Consider the following 19,442-nt stretch of genomic DNA (forward strand, 5'->3'; position numbering starts at 1 on the left):
CGGTCAGCGGTTGACGTCTGCGAGCGACTCGTGGGCGGCGGCGACCACGGCCTCGCTCGTCAGCCCGAACTCGCGGTAGAGCACCTGGTAGTCGGCGGAGGCGCCGAAGTGTTCGAGGCTGACGATGCGTCCGGCCTCGCCCACGTAGCGGTACCAGGTCAGCGCGATGCCCGCCTCGACCGCGACCCGGGCCCGGACCGCGGGCGGCAGCACACTGTCGCGGTAGGCGCGGTCCTGCTCCTGGAACCACTCCACACACGGCATCGACACCACGCGGGTGGGAATGCCGGCGCCCTGCAGGGTCTCCCGTGCGGCCACCGCCAGCTGCACCTCCGACCCGGTCCCGATCAGGATCACCTGCGCCGGGCCGCCCTCGGCCTCGAACAGCACATAGCCGCCCTTGGCCGCGTGCGGGTTGGCCTCGTAGGTCGGCACGTTCTGCCGCGTCAACGCCAACCCGTGCGGGGCCGGCCGGTCCGCGTGCCGGCGCAGGATCTCGCGCCACACTGTGGCGGTCTCGTTCGCATCCGCCGGGCGCACCATGTTCAGGCCAGGGATCGCGCGCAGCGCGGCCATGTGCTCCACCGGCTGGTGGGTGGGGCCGTCCTCGCCCAGGCCGATCGAGTCGTGCGTCCACACATAGGTCACCGGCAGCTTCATCAGCGCCGCCAGCCGCACCGCCGGGCGCATGTAGTCCGAGAACACCAGGAACGTGCCGCCGTAGACCCGGGTGTTGCCGTGCAGCGCGATGCCGTTCATCGTCGAACCCATCGCATGCTCACGGATCCCGAAGTGGATCGTGCGCCCGTACGGATCCGCGCCCGGCAGCGGATTGCCGGTCGGCAGGAACGAGGACGTGGCATCGATGGTGGTCAGGTTTGAACCCGCCAGGTCCGCCGAACCACCCCACAGCTCCGGAATCACCGCGCCCAGCGCCTTGAGCACCTCACCCGAAGCCTTACGGGTGGCCACTGCCTTGCCCGCCGGGAAAGCCGGCAGGACATGCTCCCAGCCGTCGGGCAGCTCACCCGCGCTGATCCGGTCGAACTGCGCCGCACGCGCCGGCTCGGCGGTACGCCACTGCGCGAAGCGCTTCTCCCACACCGCGTGCGCCTCCCGCCCGCGGTCCGCCACCGCGCGCGCGTGCGCCAGCACCTGCGGCTCGACCTGGAAGGACTGCTCGGGGTCGAAGCCCAGCACCCGCTTGGTCGCCGCCACCTCCTCGTCGCCCAGCGCCGAACCGTGCGACTCCTCGGTCCCCTGCGCATGCGGCGCAGGCCAGGCGATGATCGTGCGCATCGCGATGATCGACGGGCGCTCGGTCTCCGCCTTCGCGGCCACCATCGCGTCGTGCAGCGCGCGCGGGTCGAGGTCGCCGCTCTCGGCCGGGTCCACCCGCTGCACATGCCAGCCGTAGGCTTCGTAGCGCCCCAGCACGTCCTCGGAGAACGCGGTGGCGGTGTCGCCCTCGATCGAGATGTGGTTGTCGTCGTACAGGAACACCAGGTTGCCCAGCTTCTGGTGCCCGGCCAGCGAGGACGCCTCCCCCGAGATCCCCTCCTCCAGATCCCCGTCCGAGCAGATCCCCCAGATGGTGTGGTCGAACGGGGAGGCACCGGCCGGGGCCTGCGGATCGAACAGCCCGCGCTCGTAGCGCGCCGCCATCGCCATCCCCACCGCGTTGCCCATACCCTGGCCCAGCGGCCCGGTCGTGGTCTCCACCCCCGCGGTGTGCCCGTGCTCGGGGTGACCGGGCGTCAACGACCCCCAGGTGCGGAACGCCTTCAAGTCCTCCAGCGTCAGCCCGTACCCCGACAGGTACAACTGGATGTACAGCGTCAGGCTGGTGTGCCCGGGCGAGAGGACGAAGCGGTCCCGCCCACTCCACGCCGGATCCGCCGGATCATGCTGCAGGAACCGCTGGAAGATCAGGTACGCGGCCGGCGCCAGCGACATAGCCGTGCCCGGGTGGCCGTTGCCGACCCTCTGCACGGCATCCGCCGCCAGAACACGCACGGTATCCACCGCCCGCTGGTCCAACTCGGTCCACTCAAACGTATTACTCGGCGTCGTACTCACCCTGGATCAGGGCTCCTTCCGTTTCGTCATTCGACCCGGTGCCTGGGGACCGTCGACGGTGGCGGACCTGGTCACAGAGCGTTGACCCGCTGTACGAGGCGAGCCTACCGCTCATGCGTACGCTCTTTCCCGGGTCAGCCCAACAGGTGGGCACGGCGACGCATTCCCCGTGTCAAGTAGCCCATTCTTGATGCCAGCCTGAGGGATCGTCCGGGCAACCGCCTGCTGAACGGAGCAACACGGTTACCCGAAGCGGGACCCCGCGCTGGGGCGGACATATGCAACGTCTAAGGTGGCGTGGTACGCGCAGGACCGCCGGGCTCGTCCCGGTCCTGCGGCTCTTCATCAACCAGGGGTGTTCGTGACCGCCGTCGATTCCCGCCCAGCCGGGCTGGTCAAGGCGACCCCCGGGCATCGGCCGCTGCCGGCCCGTGTCGGGGCCTTCGTCGCACTGACCAAACCGCGGATCATCGAGCTGTTGCTGATCACCACGGTTCCGGTGATGTTCCTGGCCCAGCGCGGTGTCCCGGACCTGCTGCTGGTGCTGAACGTGGTGGTCGGCGGCTACCTGTCGGCTGGTGGCGCCAACGCACTCAACATGTACATCGACCGCGACATCGACGCGCTGATGCACCGCACCGAGCGGCGTCCGCTGGTCACCGGGATGGTGTCGCCGCGCGAGTGCCTGGTCTTCGGCATCGCGCTGGCGGTCGGCTCGACGGTGTGGCTCGCGGTGTTGGTGAACGCGCTGTCGGCGGGGCTGGCGCTGGCCGCGCTGCTGTTCTACGTCTTCGTCTACACGCTGGGCCTGAAGCGCCGTACCTCGCAGAACATCGTCTGGGGCGGCATCGCGGGCTGCATGCCGGTCTTCATCGGCTGGGCCGCCGTGACCGACTCGCTGACCTGGGCTCCGGTGGTGCTGTTCCTGGTGATCTTCTTCTGGACGCCGCCGCACTACTGGCCGCTGTCGATGAAGGTCAAGGACGACTACGCCAACGCGGGCGTGCCGATGCTGCCGGTGGTGGCGACCAACGAGGCCGTGGCCAAGCAGATCGTGATCTACAGCTGGGTGATGGTCGCGGTGTCGCTCGCGCTGTGGCCGCTGGGCCACACCAGCTGGCTGTATCCGGTGTCGGCGGTGCTGCTGGGCGCCTTCTGGCTCAAGGAGGCGCACGGGCTGCTGTCCCGCGCCAGGGCCGGGGTGATCGGTGCCAAGCTCAAGGAGATGCGGCTGTTCCACTGGTCCATCACCTATCTGACGCTGCTGTTCGTCGAGATCGCGATCGACCCGTTCCTGAAGTAACGGCCTGCCGAGCCCGGTCGCTCCCCAGGCCGTAAGCGCAGGTGTGCCGCGTGGCACACGGGGGTGCTGTCGTCAGGTGGTCTACCCGTGGGTAGCATTCCTGCCATGAGCATCGACGCCAACTCCGCCGCCTCGGCCGGTGCCTCCGGCACTGTTTCGGCCTCCGCCGAGCGCCGCGCCAAGCGCATCGCCAAGCACATCCGGTCCTTCGCCGCCGCCCACGGCGGCAGCGCCGACGGCGTCGTGGAGTACGTGGGCCCGATCTCCACCCGCATCGTCCTGGTCGGCGCGGACGGCGCCTGGGGCGACCAGGTGGCCCCCAGCCACCCCGTCGCCGTCCGCGCGGCCGAGCTCGCGGGGATCACCGTCCACGAGTCGTTCGAGGGCGAGCTGGGGCTGAAGGTCCGCACCGGTGCCTACGAGTGGAAGCGGATGGCCGGGATCCAGCTCGGCGGCACGCAGAACGTCGCGTAAGGCACGACCGTAAGGCACGACCGAGCCCCCGTACCGGTGACCGGTACGGGGGCTCGGTGCTGCTGCGGTCGGCTGTCAGACCGCGGCGGCGAGGCCGGTGACCGTCTCGATGTTCGCGGGACGCGGCAGCGCGCCGACCTCGGGCCGGATGCGCAGCGACAGGTGCAGTCGCAGCACCGCGGCCCAGACCAGGGCCGCCCCCAGCAGGTGCACGCCGACGACCACTTCGGGCAGGTGCGTGAAGTACTGCACGAAGCCGATCACGGCCTGCGCCATCAGCACGGCGAAGAACTCCAGTGCCCGGCGTCGCGGGCCGGCCGGTGCGTCCACGGCCAGCAGTACGAACATCATGGCCAGCGCCAGACCGATCGTCACCATCGCGAAGTCGGCGTGGAACTGGGTGATCTTCTCCCAGTCGAACGGCATCCGCTTCACCTGGGTGCCGTCGCCCGAGTGCGGGCCGGTGCCGGTGACCAGGGTGCCGACCACGATCAGGGCCGCCGTCACGCCGATCATCAGCCGCGACAGCTGGAGCACCGGCTTGCCCACCGTGCGCACTGGTTCGCCGTCGCCCTCGCGGGTCCGCTGCCACATCGTCAGCGCGATCAGGATCAGTGCCGCGGAGGCCAGGAAGTGCACCGCCACCACGAAGGGGTTGAGGTGGGTGAGCACGGTGACGCCGCCCCACACCGCCTCGAACACCGTCACCCAGAACTGCGCCCAGCCCAGCCGGGTGAGGCTGCGGCGCCACGGCTTGGCGCAGCGCGCGGCGAGAATGGCCGCGCCGATCACCACACACAGCACGTCGGTGAGCATCCGGTTGCCGAACTCGATGACGCCGTGGACGCCCATCGCCGGGGTCGTGGCCAGGCTGCTGCCGGTGCAGGTCGGCCAGGTCGGACAGCCGAGGCCGGAACCGGTGAGCCGCACCGCGCCGCCGGTCACCACGACGAGCACGCTCATCACCAGTGTGGCGAACGCCGTCCAGCGGACGATCCGGTCGGAGACGGTGACGCGTTCGGCGAGAAGAGAGAAGGGGGTACGCACGGATTCATCGTAGATTGCGGCCCCCGGGACCTTCGGGCGGGGTGCGGGGCGGCGGCCCGGGGTGCGCCCGATGTTCCTGGCGTGCCGTTTCGTGCCGGCTACTCCCAGCGGAACCAACGGGCGGCGGCGGCCAGGGCGACGACCGCCCAGACGGCCAGGACGCCCAGGTCCGCCCACGGCATGCCCGATCCCTGCTGGAGCACCGAGCGCAGTCCGTCCGACATCGCGCTGATCGGCAGCGCTTCCAGGACGGGGCGCACCGCGCCGGGGAACTTCGCCAGCGGCACCAGGACGCCGCCCGCGAGCAGCAGCAGGATGAAGACCAGGTTGGCGGCGGCCAGGGTGGCTTCGGCGCGCAGTGTCCCGGCCATCAGCAGCCCGAGGCCGGAGAAGGCGGCGGTGCCGAGCAGCAGGAGAGCGGCGACGGCCACCGGATTTCCGTGCGGGTGCCAGCCGAGGGCCAGGGCGATGCCGGACAGCAGCGCCACCTGCAGCACCTCGGTGACCAGGACGCTGCCCGTCTTCGCGGTCATCAGCGCCCAGCGGGGCAGCGGGCTCGCGCCGAGACGCTTGAGCACGCCGTAGCGGCGTTCGAAACCGGTGGCGATGGCCTGGCCGGTGAAGGCGGTGGACATCACCGCGAGTGCGAGCAGGCCGGGTGCGAGAAAGTCCACGCGCGCCCCCGGACCGGTCGTGGAGACGATGTCCACCGAGCTGAAGAGCACCAGCAGGACGCTGGGGATGATCACGGTCAGCAGCAACTGCTCGCCGTTGCGAAGCAGCATCCTCGTTTCGAGGCCGGTCTGCGCGCGGAGCATCCGGCCCAGCGGGGCCGCACCCGGCTGGGGCGTGTAGCTGCCTGTGTAGCTGCCAGAGCTCATGCCCGCAGGTCCCGTCCGGTCAGTTCGAGGAAGACGTCTTCGAGGGTGTGCCGTTCCACCGCGAGCCGCTCGGGCATCACTCCGGACTGGGCGCACCAGCTGGTCAGCGTGGCGAGCAGCTGGGGGTCCACGGAGCCCTCGACCAGGTAGCTGCCCGGCGTCGGCTCGGTCGCGGCGGTGCCGTCGGGCAGTGCCTTGAGCAGTGAGTCGAGGTCGAGTCCGGGATGGGCGTGGAACCGCACGGTGTTCTTCGCGTCGCTGCGGCAGAGCTCGTCCGGGCTGCCCTGGGCGATGACCCGGCCGCCGTCCACGAAGGCGACGTGGTCGGCGAGTTGCTCGGCCTCGTCCATGTGGTGGGTGGTCAGCACGACGGTGACGCCGTCCGTGCGCAGGTCGCGGATCAGCTCCCAGGTGGCGCGGCGGGCGTGCGGGTCGAGTCCCGCCGTGGGCTCGTCCAGGAAGACCAGCTCGGGTCGCCCGACGACGGCCATGGCGAGGGCGAGCCGCTGCTGCTGGCCGCCGGACAGCCGGCGGTAGTTGGTGCGGCCGCAGGAGTCGAGGCCGAGCCTGCCGGCGAGGTCGTCCACGTCCAGCGGATGGGCGTGCAGTTTCGCCGTGTGCCGGAGCATTTCCAGGGCGCGCGCGCCGGGGTAGATGCCACCGGACTGCAACATCACACCGATGCGGGGCCGGAGCTTCGCCGCGTCGGCGACCGGGTCGAGGCCGAGCACGCGGACGGTTCCGGCGTCCGGGCGGCGATAGCCCTCGCAGGTCTCGATCGTCGTGGTCTTCCCGGCCCCGTTGGGGCCGAGTACGGCGGTGACGCCGCCTCGGCGGACGGTGAGATCGAGCCCGTTCACGGCGGTCTTGTCGCCGTACCGCTTGACCAGGCCCGCCACCCGCACGGCGGCGTCTGCAGCTTCGGATTGCATGGCGACGAGTCTACGAAGCGTCGCGGGGTGCTCCGCGCACGGGGAGCGAATGGATCATCAAGGCAGGTCAGGTTAGGCAAACCTTAGTGATTGATCAGACAAAAGCAGATCCAGACGGTGAGTTGTCGCTCCGGAATGAATTACGCAACAATGGCGTTGTGAAATACATGCGGGAGCGGAACGAGGGCTACGAGGCGGTCGCATCGATCGCCCATGGCCCTGTGCCGTCACGCGACCGCGTCGCCCGCTCCATCCTGGACCACGGCCCAAGCAGCGCCGCGGACCTCGCGGTGCGCCTCGGCATCACCCAGGCAGCGGTGCGCCGCCACCTGGACGCCCTGCTCGCCGCCGGGCTGGTCACCGCCCGCGAGCAGAAGGTCTACGGACACCGCGGCCGGGGCCGTCCCGCCAAGGTCTTCCTGCTCACCGACTCCGGCCGGGACGCCTTCTACCAGGCGTACGACCAGCTCGCCGCGGACGCCCTGCGCTTCCTCGCCGACGCCGCGGGCGGTGGCGAGGCCGGCCGCGACGCCGTGGCCGCCTTCGCCCGCGCGCGGCTGGCGCGCGACGCCGAGCGCTACCGGGACGCCCTCGACGCCGCCGACCCGGACCGGACCACCCCTACCGAAGCGCTGGCCGAGGCGCTCACCTCGGACGGGTACGCTGCCACGGTGCGGCGTGCCCCTCTCGGAGAGCAGCTCTGCCAGCACCACTGCCCGGTCGCGCACATCGCCGAGCAGTTCCCGCAGTTCTGCGAGGCCGAGACCGAGGTCTTCTCGCAGCTGCTGGGCACCCATGTGCAGCGGCTGGCCACCATCGCCCACGGCGACGGGGTCTGCACCACCTTCGTGCCCGCCCCCAGTACGTCCCAGTCCCACACGCCCGTTTCCCAGACGTCCCAGTCCCACACGCCGCATTCCCACACGCCGCATTCCCACGAAATCGCGCCAGTCTCCGGGAGGAACCCCGCATGACCACAACCGCTCACCCGGAGCTCGAGGGCCTGGGCACATACGAGTTCGGCTGGTCCGACTCCGACACCGCGGGCGCCACCGCCAAGCGCGGCCTGTCCGAGGCGGTCGTCCGCGACATCTCGGCGAAGAAGTCCGAGCCGGAGTGGATGCTGAACCTGCGGCTGAAGGGTCTGAAGCTCTTCGGCAAGAAGCCCATGCCCACCTGGGGCTCCGACCTCAGCGGTATCGACTTCGACAACATCAAGTACTTCGTGCGGTCGACCGAGAAGCAGGCGGAGTCCTGGGAGGACCTGCCCGAGGACATCAAGAACACCTACGACAAGCTCGGCATCCCGGAGGCGGAGAAGCAGCGCCTGGTCGCCGGCGTCGCCGCCCAGTACGAGTCCGAGGTCGTCTACCACCAGATCCGCGAGGACCTGGAGGAGCAGGGCGTAATCTTCCTCGACACCGACACCGCGCTGAAGACGCACCCGGAAATGTTCCAGGAGTACTTCGGCACCGTCATCCCGGTCGGCGACAACAAGTTCGCCTCGCTGAACAGCGCCGTGTGGTCCGGCGGTTCGTTCATCTACGTGCCGAAGGGCGTGCACGTCGACATCCCGCTGCAGGCCTATTTCCGGATCAACACCGAGAACATGGGCCAGTTCGAGCGGACGCTGATCATCGTCGACGAGGACGCCTACGTCCACTACGTCGAGGGCTGCACCGCCCCGATCTACTCCTCGGACTCGCTGCACAGCGCCGTGGTCGAGATCATCGTCAAGAAGGGCGGCCGCTGCCGCTACACGACGATCCAGAACTGGTCGAACAACGTCTACAACCTGGTGACCAAGCGCGCCGTCGCCTACGAGGGCGCCACCATGGAGTGGGTCGACGGCAACATCGGCTCCAAGGTCACCATGAAGTACCCCGCTGTCTACCTGATGGGTGAGCACGCCAAGGGCGAGACCCTGTCGATCGCCTTCGCGGGCGCGGGCCAGCACCAGGACGCCGGGGCCAAGATGGTCCACATGGCGCCGAACACCTCGTCCAACATCGTCTCCAAGTCGGTGGCGCGAGGCGGCGGCCGCACCTCGTACCGCGGCCTGATCGAGATCGGCGAGGGCTCCAAGGGCGCCAAGTCGAACGTCCTGTGTGACGCGCTGCTGGTCGACACCATCTCCCGCTCGGACACCTACCCGTACGTGGACGTCCGTGAGGACGACGTGTCGATGGGCCACGAGGCGACGGTCTCCAAGGTCAGCGAGGACCAGCTCTTCTATCTGATGAGCCGTGGCCTGACCGAGTTCGAGGCGATGGCGATGATCGTGCGCGGGTTCGTCGAGCCGATCGCCAAGGAACTGCCGATGGAGTACGCGCTGGAGCTCAACCGGCTGATCGAGCTGCAGATGGAGGGCTCGGTCGGCTGACGTCGACAGCCTCGCAGAAGTTCAGTCGTTCACTCACGGAAGAGAGCAGTACATCAGCTATGGCTGAGACGCCCAAGAATGTCGGTGGCAGCACCCCCGGCAGCTCCACCACGGCCGGTTCCATCGAGGTCGGTACGGCCGGTTCCGGCGCGCAGCTCGCCGGGCCCGGCACCGGCCGCGACACCGTCGCGCAGCCCGTGGACGCCCGCCTTCACGCCGTTTCCTCGTACGACGTCGCGGACTTCGCCGTCCCGACCGGACGCGAGGAGAACTGGCGGTTCACCCCGCTGAACCGCCTGCGCGGCCTGCACGACGGCACCGCCAAGGCTGACGTCGACGCGGTGAAGGTCGACGTCAGCGCCCCCGCCGGGGTCACCGTCGAGATGGTGGACCGCACCGATCCCCGCGTCGGCAAGGCCGGCAAGCCGGTCGACCGGATCGCCGCCCAGGCGTTCAGCGGCTTCGAGAAGGCGGGCGTCGTCTCGATCCCGCGCGACGTGCAGCTCACCGAGCCGATCCGGATCTCCGTGCACGGCCAGGGCGGCACCGCCTACGGGCACCAGGTGATCGAGATCGGCGCGTTCGCCGAGGCCCTGGTCGTCATCGAGCACACCGGCGACGCGGTCCTCGCCGCCAACGTCGAGTGCCTGATCGGCGACGGCGCCAAGCTCACCGTGGTCACCATCCAGGACTGGGACGACACCGCCGTCCACGTCGCCCAGCACACCACGCTGATCGGCCGGGACGCGTCGTTCAAGTCCGTCGTGGTCAGCTTCGGCGGCGACCTGGTCCGGCTGCACCCGCGCGTGGTCTACGGATCCACCGGCGGCGAGGCCGACCTCTACGGCCTGTACTTCGCCGACGCGGGCCAGCACCTGGAGCACCGTCTCTTCATCGACCACGACACCCCCCACTGCCGCAGCAACGTCGCCTACAAGGGCGCGCTGCAGGGCCGTGACGCACGCGTCGTGTGGGTCGGCGACGTGCTGATCCGCGCCGCGGCCGAGGGCACGGACACCTACGAGCTCAACCGCAACCTGGTCCTCACCGACGGCGCGCGGGTCGACTCGATCCCCAACCTGGAGATCGAGACCGGCGAGATCGTCGGCGCCGGACACGCCTCGGCCACCGGCCGCTTCGACGACGAGCAGCTGTTCTACCTGCAGTCGCGCGGCATCCCCGTCGACGAGGCCCGCCGTCTGGTGGTCCGTGGCTTCTTCGCCGAGCTGGTCCAGCAGATCGGGCTGCCCGAGCTGCAGGAGCGTCTGATCGAGAAGATCGACGCGGAGCTGGAGGCGTCGGTCGCATGACGGCGGATGGTTTCGTGCGAGTCGCCGCGCTGAGCGAGCTCGAGCTGGACAGCCCCAAGCGGGTCGTCGTCGCCGACGTGGCCGTGTCGCTGGTGCGCACCGAGGGCGAGGTGTTCGCGATCAACGACATCTGCTCGCACGCCAATGTCTCCCTCTCCGAGGGCGAGGTGGAGGACTGCTCCATCGAGTGCTGGCTGCACGGGTCGAGCTTCGACCTGCGCACCGGAAAGCCCAACGGGCTGCCCGCCACCCGGCCCGTCCCCGTGTACCCCGTAAAGATCGAAGGGGACGATGTGCTCGTCTCCGTCACCCAGGAGTCCTGAGCCTCATGGCAACCCTTGAAATCACCGACCTGCACGTCACCGTCGAGACCGAGAACGGCCCCCGCGAGATCCTCAGCGGTGTCGACCTGACCGTGAAGCAGGGCGAGACCCACGCGATCATGGGCCCCAACGGCTCCGGCAAGTCGACCCTGGCCTACTCGCTGGCCGGGCACCCCAAGTACACGATCACCCGCGGCACCGTGACGCTGGACGGCGAGGACGTCCTCGCGATGACCGTGGACGAGCGCGCCCGGGCCGGCCTCTTCCTGGCCATGCAGTACCCGGTCGAGGTCCCCGGCGTCTCGGTCTCCAACTTCCTCCGCACCTCCGCCACCGCCATCCGCGGTGAGGCCCCCAAGCTGCGGACCTGGGTGAAGGAGGTCAAGTCGGCCATGTCCGAGCTGCAGATGGACCCGGCCTTCGCCGAGCGCAACGTCAACGAGGGCTTCTCCGGCGGTGAGAAGAAGCGCCACGAGATCCTGCAGATGGAGCTGCTCAAGCCCAAGGTCGCGATCCTGGACGAGACCGACTCCGGCCTGGACGTCGACGCGTTGCGGGTCGTCTCCGAGGGCGTCAACCGGGTGCGCGAGACCGGCGAGGTCGGCACCCTGCTGATCACCCACTACACGCGCATCCTGCGCTACATCAAGCCCGACTACGTGCATGTCTTCGCGGCGGGCAAGATCGTCAAGTCCGGTGGCCCCGAGCTCGCGGACGAGCTGGAGAACGAGGGCTACGAGAAGTATGCGAAGGGCGGCGCGTCCGAGTGATCCACACCTCCGGTCCCGGCATCACGTCCCTGGACGTCGAAGCGATCCGCAAGGACTTCCCGATCCTGCAGCGGCTGCTGCACGAGGGAAGGCCGCTGGTCTACCTGGACAACGCGGCGACCTCGCAGAAGCCGCGCCAGGTGCTCGACGTGATGAACGAGTACTACGAGCAGCACAACGCCAACGTCCACCGCGGTGTGCACGTGCTGGCCGAGGAAGCCACGGCGCTCTACGAGGGCGCCCGTGACAAGGTCGCGTCGTTCATCAACGCGCCCAGCCGGGACGAGGTGATCTTCACCAAGAACGCGTCCGAGTCGCTCAACCTGGTTGCCAACATGCTGGGCTGGGCCGACGAGCCGTACCGGGTGGACGCCGACTCCGAGATCGTGATCACGGAGATGGAGCACCACTCCAACATCGTGCCGTGGCAGCTGCTCTCGCAGCGCACCGGCGCGAAGCTGAAGTGGTTCGGGCTGACCGACGACGGCCGTCTCGACCTGTCCAACATCGACGAGATCATCACCGAGAAGACCAAGGTCGTCTCCTTTGTGCTGGTGTCCAACATCCTGGGCACGATCAACCCGGTCGAGGCCATCGTCCGACGCGCGCAGGACGTGGGCGCGCTGGTCGTCATCGACGCCTCGCAGGCCGCCCCGCACATGCTGCTCGACGTGCAGGCGCTGGAGGCCGACTTCGTCGCCTTCACCGGCCACAAGATGCTGGCGCCGACCGGAATCGGCGTGCTCTGGGGCCGGCAGGAGCTGCTGGAGGACCTGCCGCCGTTCCTGGGCGGTGGCGAGATGATCGAGACCGTGTCGATGAGCTCGTCGACGTACGCCCCCGCGCCGCACAAGTTCGAGGCCGGCACGCCGCCGATCTCGCAGGCGGTGGGCCTGGGTGCGGCCATCGACTACCTGACGGCCGTCGGTATGGACCGGATCGCCGCGCACGAGCACCGGATCACCGAGTACGCGGTGGGCCGTCTGCTGGAAGTCCCCGAGCTGAAGATCATCGGTCCGGCCACGGCCGAGGGTCGCGGCGCGGCGATCTCCTTCGTACTCGGCGACATCCACCCGCACGACGTGGGCCAGGTCCTGGACGAGCAGGGCATCGCCGTCCGGGTCGGACACCACTGCGCGCGGCCGGTCTGCCTGCGGTACGGAATTCCGGCGACCACGCGAGCGTCGTTCTATCTGTACTCCACTGAGGCGGAGGTGGACGCCCTGATCGAGGGGCTGCACCACGTCCGGAACTTCTTCGAGTAACTGGACTCGACTGACGACGACGGGAGGCGTAACGGTTCATGAGGCTCGACTCGATGTACCAGGACATCATCCTGGACCACTACAAGCACCCCCACGGCAAGGGCCTGCGGGCCGGCGACGCCGAGGTGCACCACGTCAACCCCACCTGCGGTGACGAGATCACCCTGCGGGTGCGGCTCGACGGCGGCACCGTCGCCGACATCTCGTACGAGTCGCAGGGCTGCTCGATCAGCCAGGCGAGCGCGTCCGTGCTGAACGACCTGCTGGTCGGGAAGTCGCTGGGCGAGGCGCGGAAGATCCAGGAGGCGTTCCTGGAGCTGATGCAGAGCAAGGGGCAGTCCGAGGGCGACGAGGAGGTCCTGGACGACGCCATCGCGTTCGCCGGGGTCTCCAAGTACCCGGCGCGGGTGAAGTGCGCCCTGCTCAGCTGGATGGCCTGGAAGGACGCCACCGCCCAGGCGCTGGCCGAGACTCCCATTAAGGAAAGCGCATGAGCGACACCGAGACCCCCACTGTGACCACTGCTGAGACCCCCGCGGCCGCTCCCGAAGCCGAGGGCCACTTCGTCGGCACCACGGCCGGTACCGTCGCCGTGGACGACCTGATGGAGGCCCTGCTGGACGTGGTCGACCCCGAACTGGGCATCGACGTCGTCAACCTGGGCCTGATCTACGGCGTCCACATCGACGAGTCGGACGTGGCCACCATCGACATGACGCTCACCTCGGCGGCCTGTCCGCTGACCGACGTCATCGAGGACCAGGCCCGCACGGCGACCGACGGCCTGGTCCAGGACCTGCGGATCAACTGGGTCTGGATGCCGCCGTGGGGCCCGGACAAGATCACCCCCGACGGCCGCGACCAGCTCCGGGCGCTGGGCTTCAACGTCTGAGGCCGACCTGGTCCGAGGCGGACCGGAACTGAGCAGCCCGTATTCCCACCGCCGCGTGGTTTCATTCCTTCCGGGGAATGAACCGCGCGGCGGTGGTGTCTCCGCTTACGTTGAGCAAGGCTGCGATCAGCGACCGCGAAGGGAGCCCACAGATGTCAGTGCTCGCGTCAATGGACTGGGTCCTACCGGAAGCGCCCTACGACATGTGGGCGCGGGGAGAGCTGGCTGAGTACCTGCACCTCCCCAAAGACGGCACGCGCGTCGAGATCGTAGGGGGGGTGGTATCAGTGTCGCCTGGTCCAGACATCGACCATGCAGCAATCGTTTCAGACATCCAGGAAGGGCTCATCATTGCGAAGGTAGCCTCAGCGGACTTCCCATGGCGGGCGCTTCAAGGGACCGATCTCAACCTGATCGAGATCGGTGATGGCTACATTCCTGATTTGACGGTCCTGCATCACGAGATCCTGACCAAGGCGCGGGCTTCCCGGGCAAAGCATGTGTTCCCGTACCAGTTGCAGTTGGCCGTCGAGGTGACATCGCCGTCCAATGCTCGCAAAGATCGAGAACCAGTCGTGGGCAAAGAGCAGCGGCTCACGAAGTGGAGCGGCTATGCGCGGACCGGTGTGCAGTGGTACCTCCTTGTAGATCGCGACCCACGAAGTCTCGGAATCACGCTGTATGCGGAGCCGGACCAGGGCACCGGCCGGTACCAGGTGCACAGCACATGGAAGTTCGGAGAAGCGGTCATGCTCCCGGAGCCGCTGAACTTCCGGTTCACCACCGAGCTCTGGCAACCCTGGGCTGACTGAACGTCAGGACGTCCGCTGGAGCGAGGCTCCGGCCAGGGCCACGCAGGCGGTGGCGGCGACGGTGGTGAAGAGGGTGACGGCGGGGAGGATGCCCAGGTGCTGGGCGAGCAGGCCCACGCCGATGATGGGCAGGGAACTCCCCAGATAGACGATGACCCAGAGAGTGCTGAGCTGACCGGCGCGACCCGAGGGGTCGAGGGCGGCGGTGGCCCGGGTGAAGAGGGCGCGGAAGGCCAGGCCCTGTGAGGTGCCGGCGAGCACGCTGCCGAGGAAGAGCAGAGCCGGGGTGTGGGCGTACCCGGCGAGGACGACCAGGGTCAGGCCGAGGGCCAGTCCGGCCATGCCCAGCGCCGGAACGGCTCGGCCGTGGGTGGGTCGGGCGAGGAGCTGGGCGGTCGCGGAGGAGCCCAGCAGCAGGGCCGCGACCAGCGCACCGACCAGCGGGTCGCGCGTGTGCAGCAGGCTTGCCGTGTAGGAGGGGGCGAGGCTGAGGTAGACGCCGAAGACCGCGTAGCTGACGAAGCCGCTGGCGGCGGCCAGCAGGAACGGACGGCGGCCCCGCGCAGGCAGGCTCAGCGCGCGGGGGCGGAGAGCGCCGGGACTGCGCTGCGGCCGGGCTTCCGAGTGATGGTGGCCCGGGCTGCGCGGGTGGAGCACCGCGAGCGGGATGCAGAGGGCGAGCAGGGCGCAGGCGTGGAGCAGGAACGGTGCGAGCACCGGGTCGCCCCCGGGCACCGCACCGGACAGGGCCGCGCCGAGCAGCGGGCCGAGCGCGACGCCTCCGGCGGAGGCGGCGAGGGTGAGTTTGGCGGCGAGGGAGGGGCGGTCCGGGAGCAGGTCCCCCAGGGCGGCTCCGGCCGCGCCCGTGGCCAGGCCGACGGCGATGCCCTGGACCGCTCGTCCGGCGGCGAGCTGTCCCAGGCTGCCGGCGGTGGCGAAGATCGCGTCGCCTCCGGCGGCGAGGGCCACGGCTGGCAGCACCAGAGCGCGTCGGCCCAGCTGGTCGGACCAGTGACCGGCCGCCGCGAGCACCGGGACCAGCGCGAAGACATACGTGGTGAACAGCAGAGTGGTGTCCAGCGCGGTGAGATGCAGCCGCTGCTGAAGGACCGGGTAGAGCGGGGTGGCCAGATTGGCGCCGGCCAGGAGCAGCAGCAGGATCGCCGCGGACAGGGCGACGCGGACGCCTCGGACGGCGTTCCAGCGGCTCAGCGTGGGGGCGCGCAGGACCTCGCGCGGGGCTAGTTCATGGGAAAGGAGGGACTCCGACAGCCGGGTTGCGGCAGGGGAGAGTTCCGCCATGGCAGGGGTCTCCTGGCGTACGGGCTCCGGGTCCTGGCGGCGGGGTGTGCCGTCTCGGGTCCGGGTGGAGCGAGGTGTGCGGTTGCGGGAGGAGCGTCGTCGCTCCCGGCTCCGGTAGCTGTGGTGTGCGTCGGGGGCCTCGCGGAGGATACGTGGTGGGTGAGCGGGAAGGGAAACGGCGGGGGCGCGCAGTGGCGCGGGGGCGGTTTGGGAGCTCCCTGCGCAGCCGCTACGGATAGTGTCAGCAGCGGCAGCGGCGGGCGGTCCGTCGCAACCTTCGTACAGCTGAGAGAGAGCGTCGACCATGGCGGGTCCGAGCCGTAAGAAGAGTGGGAAGCCGTCGGCAGGGCAGGCCGAGGCGGCGATGCCGCTCCCCGCCGACATGGACCTGGAGACGCTCTACGGGGCGCTTGCCGGGGAGGGCCTCGACGAGCTCGGCGAGGATGAGGACGAGGGGTCGATCGCCGTCCCGCCGGTCCGGCTGCAGGACCGCGAGGAACTCGCGGCGGCCGCTCTGCGGGTGCCGTTGTTCGACCGGGCGATTCGGCTGGCGCACTGGGTCGGATCGGTGCGTCCGGTCGACCAGTGGGGTGAGCTCGGCGGTGACCTCGAACTGCTCGCGGCGGCGGAGCTCGGCTTCGGCGAGGGCGACGCCGGGGTGGGCGAGGTCGCCCGGGCCTGGTCGCTCGCCGTGGACCTGGAGCTGATCGAGGTCGGCGACGCGGCGGAGGGTGAGGGCGACCCGGGTACCGAGGTGGCCCGTCCGGGATCGGCACTGGAGGAACTCGCGGGCGGCGACCCCGAGGTGGTGCTGGAGGCGTGGGAGACGGCCACGTCGATCGTCGCGGGGATCACGGTCGAGGCCGAGCTCGACCTCGGAGATCTGGGCGGGGCCGGTGCGGACGGCGACGCGTCGGAGATGGAGAGCGAGGAGAGCGAGGAGGTCGAGGAGAGCGAGGAGGAGTACGCGGAGCTGGAAGAGGCCCGGGAGCAGGCCCAGGGCCTGCTCGACGACGCCCTTCAGGTGCTGTACGAGGCCAGTGCCTTCGCCACCACCGAGGCCGAGGAGACCATTCCGCTGGGCGTCCTCGCCGCACTGCTGGTCGTCCCGGACGGCGAGGAGCCGACCGAGGAGATGCTGGGGGACATCACCTCGGTGATGGTCACGCTCGACCCCATGCTTCAGGACCTCGCCGACATCGGGATCCTCGACTACCACCCGATCGACCCCGCCCTGTTCGACGAGTCCGACGTCCCTGAGCTGCCTAGCGCACCCTTCGACCCCGACGCGCCGGTGGACGATGCCGAGGCCGCCCGGTTCGGGCTGGCCAGGCTCACTCCGCTCGGTGTCCACGGAGTGCGGCAGTGGCTGCTGGAGGACGGCTATGACGCGCCGCTGATCGGTGACCACGCCAAGGGGACCGCGGGCGAGCTGCTGGCGGGGATCTGCGGCTCGCCGAACGTGCTGCCGGAGGAGGAGATCCAGGAGTGGCTGGTCGGCCGCGAGCCGCTGCCCGCCGCCACGGAACTGCTCGCGGCGTCCCGGGGCAACGACCTGGTCGCGCCGATCCGCCGGATGTTCTGCCAGCTGGCGCTGACCCGTCTCGGCGGGGAGATCGAGCCCGCCGTCCGGGAGGTGCTCGACGACCCGCACCTCGGTGGCCTGGCGGCGGGCTGGCTCACCGCCCAGGGCGCCACGGACGTCGCCGCCCCGAGTCGGCCGGTGGTGCTGTGGACCACGGTGGACACGCTCGCCGCGCAGCTGATCGACGCGGGCCCGCAGGAGGGCCCGTTCCGGTCGATGATCGAGGAGCTGTTGGCCGATCAGCGGCCCGAGGAGTTCTTCGCCGAGCTGTGGCGGGTCGACCACCCCTACACAACTGCCGTGCTCGACGCGATCGGTGAGCAGCACCCCGACAAGGCGACGGCGAAGGAGGCCCGCAAGGCCGCCTACAAGGCGCGTTCCCGGATGGGTTCCCAGCGGTAGAAGCTCGGACCGGTGCCGGTGCGCCCTGGCGTTCCCGAAGTCGGGAGGCCGGGGCGCACCGGTACCCGGCTGACCTCAGAGGACGGCGGGTGCGAGCTCGTCGGTGGTGGGGCGTCCCGACGGCACGTCCCGCATCCGGTCGTGCGGGCGGCGGGCCAGCAGGTATCCCAGGCCGGCGACGGTCACCAGGCCGACGCCCAGCAGCGCGGCCCAGACCTGGTACCAGGGCGCGCCGGGCGGGGCGAGGATGGCGCGGGGCCAGCAGATGTTGATGACCTCGAGCCCGGTCCAGAGAACAGCGAGCGCGTTCAGCAGCGTGCCGAAGCGGCCGTAGGTGACTTCGCCTGCGGGCTTCCAGGTGCCGCGCAGCCGGGCGACCAGCGCCACCAGGGTCAGCAGGAAGAACGGGACGAAGGTCGCCGCGCTGCCGAAGGTGATCAGGCTGCCCATGGCGGCGCTCTTGAGGCCGAGCGGCAGGGCGGCGCAGCTGACCAGGGTGGCGGCGACCAGCCCGCCGATGGGTGCCTTGTGCTTGTTGACCTTGCGGACCTGGCGGGAGAAGGGGAACACGTCGTCGCGGGCCAGCGAGTAGAGGCCGCGCGCCGCACCGCCCTGGGAGGCCATCAGGCAGGCGGTGAAGCTGACCAGCACGACCAGGACGAACGGCTTGTCGGCCCAGCCGCCGAAGCTGTGCACGACGGCGGTGGTGACCGGGTCGAGGTCCTTGCCGGAGACGACGTCGGCGGGATTGGGGTGAGCGAGTTCGACGGCGACGGCGTTGAGGATGACCACGGCGCCGACGCTGAGCAGGGCCCACCACATCGCTCGCGGCACCTGCCGGGCCGCGTCCTTGGTCTCCTCGGCGGTGGACACGCAGGCGTCGAAGCCGATGAACGCCCAGCCGCCGACCGCGATGACTGCGAGGAACGCCTTGAGGTTGCTGGTGCCGAGCGCGGCGGGGGCGCCCAGGGTGTCGGTGAGCAGGGAGAACCCGTGCTGGCGGAAGATCAGCAGCAGCGAGAAGCCGACCAGGACGGAAGCGACGGCCTCGGCGGCGATGCCCAGCGACACGAACCAGCGCAGGAAGTTGATGCCGTAGGCGTTGACCAGGGTGCAGAACAGCATGAAGCCGAGCGACACCAGGACCAGCTGTGCGGGCGTCGGAGTGACTCCGAACAGGGCGAACACCCAGGGTGAGGCGAGGTAGGCGACCGTGGTGTTGGCGAACATCACGGCGAACTGCCACATCCAGCCGCTCAGCCAGGCGAAGGCGGGGTTGGCCAGCCGGCGGCTCCACTGGTAGGCGCCGCCGGCGAGCGGCCACTGCGAGGCCAGCTCGGAGTAGACGCACACCACGAGGGCCTGGCCGAGCAGGCAGATGGGCAGGGCCCACACCCAGGCGGTGCCGGCGATGCTCATGCCGACCTGAGCGACGGCGTAGAGGCCGACGACGGGGGAGACCACGGCGAAGCCCATCGAGATGTTGCCCAGGATGGTGAGGCTTCGCCGCAGCTCCTGCTGGTAGCCGAGGGCTTCGAGCCGCTGTGCGTCGGTGCGTGCCGCGCCGGTGCGCGCCGCGTCCGTGCGCGCCGCGTCCGAGCCCGAGTCAGAGCCGGAGTGGTCTTCGCTCATGGGTCCACCTTGCCGTGATCCAAAACTAACTTAGTTAGTTTGACGTGATG

Annotated in this window: 18 protein-coding genes; 12 read left to right on the forward strand and 6 right to left on the reverse strand. The window is 69.8% G+C overall.

Annotated features, from left to right (window positions below; all coding sequences use genetic code 11):
• Positions 1–3: 3 nt before the first annotated feature.
• Positions 4–2,079, reverse strand: coding sequence for a transketolase (tkt, locus tag ABIA33_RS13270; protein ID WP_370080789.1), 2,076 nt, complete (start codon positions 2,077–2,079; stop codon positions 4–6).
• A gap of 361 nt (positions 2,080–2,440) precedes the next feature.
• On the opposite strand from tkt, the gene ABIA33_RS13275 reads away from it, so the two are divergent.
• Positions 2,441–3,382, forward strand: coding sequence for a heme o synthase (locus tag ABIA33_RS13275; RefSeq protein ID WP_370080791.1), 942 nt, complete (start codon positions 2,441–2,443; stop codon positions 3,380–3,382).
• Between the two features lie 105 nt (positions 3,383–3,487).
• On the forward strand, positions 3,488–3,856 hold the full coding sequence (locus tag ABIA33_RS13280; protein ID WP_370080793.1) for a hypothetical protein: 369 nt from the start codon (positions 3,488–3,490) through the stop codon (positions 3,854–3,856).
• Positions 3,857–3,931: 75 nt separating this feature from the next.
• Here ABIA33_RS13280 and ABIA33_RS13285 read toward each other — a convergent pair whose 3' ends face one another.
• From ABIA33_RS13285 to ABIA33_RS13295, 3 genes are all read right to left on the reverse strand, one after another.
• Positions 3,932–4,903: a heme A synthase gene (locus ABIA33_RS13285; RefSeq protein WP_370080795.1), complete on the reverse strand. Its 972-nt coding sequence runs from the start codon at positions 4,901–4,903 to the stop codon at positions 3,932–3,934.
• Between the two features lie 98 nt (positions 4,904–5,001).
• Positions 5,002–5,784, reverse strand: a complete 783-nt coding sequence (locus ABIA33_RS13290; protein WP_370080797.1) for an ABC transporter permease — start codon at positions 5,782–5,784, stop codon at positions 5,002–5,004.
• Complete coding sequence (locus tag ABIA33_RS13295; protein ID WP_370080799.1) at positions 5,781–6,716, reverse strand: ATP-binding cassette domain-containing protein; 936 nt, start codon at positions 6,714–6,716, stop codon at positions 5,781–5,783. The genes ABIA33_RS13290 and ABIA33_RS13295 overlap by 4 nt, the downstream gene beginning before the upstream one ends.
• Before the next feature lie 167 nt (positions 6,717–6,883).
• On the opposite strand from ABIA33_RS13295, the gene ABIA33_RS13300 reads away from it, so the two are divergent.
• The 9 genes from ABIA33_RS13300 (at position 6,884) to ABIA33_RS13340 (ending at position 14,471) form a co-directional block, all read left to right on the forward strand.
• Positions 6,884–7,690 carry a helix-turn-helix transcriptional regulator gene (locus ABIA33_RS13300; protein WP_370080950.1) on the forward strand — a complete coding sequence of 269 codons (807 nt, stop codon included), beginning with the start codon at positions 6,884–6,886 and terminating at the stop codon, positions 7,688–7,690.
• Positions 7,687–9,099 (forward strand): Fe-S cluster assembly protein SufB, encoded by a 1,413-nt coding sequence (gene sufB / locus ABIA33_RS13305; protein WP_370080802.1) that lies wholly within the window; start codon positions 7,687–7,689, stop codon positions 9,097–9,099. The genes ABIA33_RS13300 and sufB overlap by 4 nt, the downstream gene beginning before the upstream one ends.
• 59 nt (positions 9,100–9,158) lie before the next feature.
• Positions 9,159–10,409: a Fe-S cluster assembly protein SufD gene (gene sufD, locus ABIA33_RS13310; protein ID WP_370080804.1), complete on the forward strand. Its 1,251-nt coding sequence runs from the start codon at positions 9,159–9,161 to the stop codon at positions 10,407–10,409.
• A complete protein-coding gene (locus ABIA33_RS13315; RefSeq protein WP_370080806.1) occupies positions 10,406–10,732 on the forward strand; it encodes a non-heme iron oxygenase ferredoxin subunit in 327 nt (108 codons plus the stop codon). The genes sufD and ABIA33_RS13315 overlap by 4 nt, the downstream gene beginning before the upstream one ends.
• 5 nt (positions 10,733–10,737) lie before the next feature.
• Positions 10,738–11,502 (forward strand): Fe-S cluster assembly ATPase SufC, encoded by a 765-nt coding sequence (gene sufC, locus ABIA33_RS13320; protein WP_370080808.1) that lies wholly within the window; start codon positions 10,738–10,740, stop codon positions 11,500–11,502.
• Positions 11,502–12,767 (forward strand): cysteine desulfurase, encoded by a 1,266-nt coding sequence (locus ABIA33_RS13325; RefSeq protein WP_370080952.1) that lies wholly within the window; start codon positions 11,502–11,504, stop codon positions 12,765–12,767. The genes sufC and ABIA33_RS13325 overlap by 1 nt, the downstream gene beginning before the upstream one ends.
• Positions 12,768–12,805: 38 nt before the next feature.
• Positions 12,806–13,261, forward strand: a complete 456-nt coding sequence (gene sufU, locus ABIA33_RS13330) for a Fe-S cluster assembly sulfur transfer protein SufU (protein WP_370080810.1) — start codon at positions 12,806–12,808, stop codon at positions 13,259–13,261.
• Positions 13,262–13,371: 110 nt separating this feature from the next.
• On the forward strand, positions 13,372–13,659 hold the full coding sequence (locus ABIA33_RS13335; protein ID WP_042436747.1) for a metal-sulfur cluster assembly factor: 288 nt from the start codon (positions 13,372–13,374) through the stop codon (positions 13,657–13,659).
• A gap of 152 nt (positions 13,660–13,811) precedes the next feature.
• The gene (locus ABIA33_RS13340) at positions 13,812–14,471 is read left to right on the forward strand and encodes a Uma2 family endonuclease (RefSeq protein ID WP_370080812.1); all 660 of its coding nucleotides are present in this window, start codon (positions 13,812–13,814) and stop codon (positions 14,469–14,471) included.
• Between the two features lie 3 nt (positions 14,472–14,474).
• Here the strand turns inward: ABIA33_RS13340 and ABIA33_RS13345 are convergent, their stop codons facing one another.
• The gene (locus ABIA33_RS13345; RefSeq protein ID WP_370080814.1) at positions 14,475–15,773 is read right to left on the reverse strand and encodes an MFS transporter; all 1,299 of its coding nucleotides are present in this window, start codon (positions 15,771–15,773) and stop codon (positions 14,475–14,477) included.
• 304 nt (positions 15,774–16,077) lie between these two features.
• Here ABIA33_RS13345 and ABIA33_RS13350 point away from each other — a divergent pair, with 304 nt between their 5' ends.
• Positions 16,078–17,760 (forward strand): hypothetical protein, encoded by a 1,683-nt coding sequence (locus tag ABIA33_RS13350; protein WP_370080816.1) that lies wholly within the window; start codon positions 16,078–16,080, stop codon positions 17,758–17,760.
• 75 nt (positions 17,761–17,835) lie between these two features.
• Here ABIA33_RS13350 and ABIA33_RS13355 read toward each other — a convergent pair whose 3' ends face one another.
• On the reverse strand, positions 17,836–19,392 hold the full coding sequence (locus tag ABIA33_RS13355; protein ID WP_370080818.1) for an APC family permease: 1,557 nt from the start codon (positions 19,390–19,392) through the stop codon (positions 17,836–17,838).
• Between the last annotated feature and the right edge of the window lie 50 nt (positions 19,393–19,442).

The sequence above is a fragment of the Streptacidiphilus sp. MAP12-16 genome, from assembly GCF_041262165.1.
In the GTDB taxonomy this organism is placed as follows: Bacteria; Actinomycetota; Actinomycetes; order Streptomycetales; family Streptomycetaceae; genus Streptacidiphilus.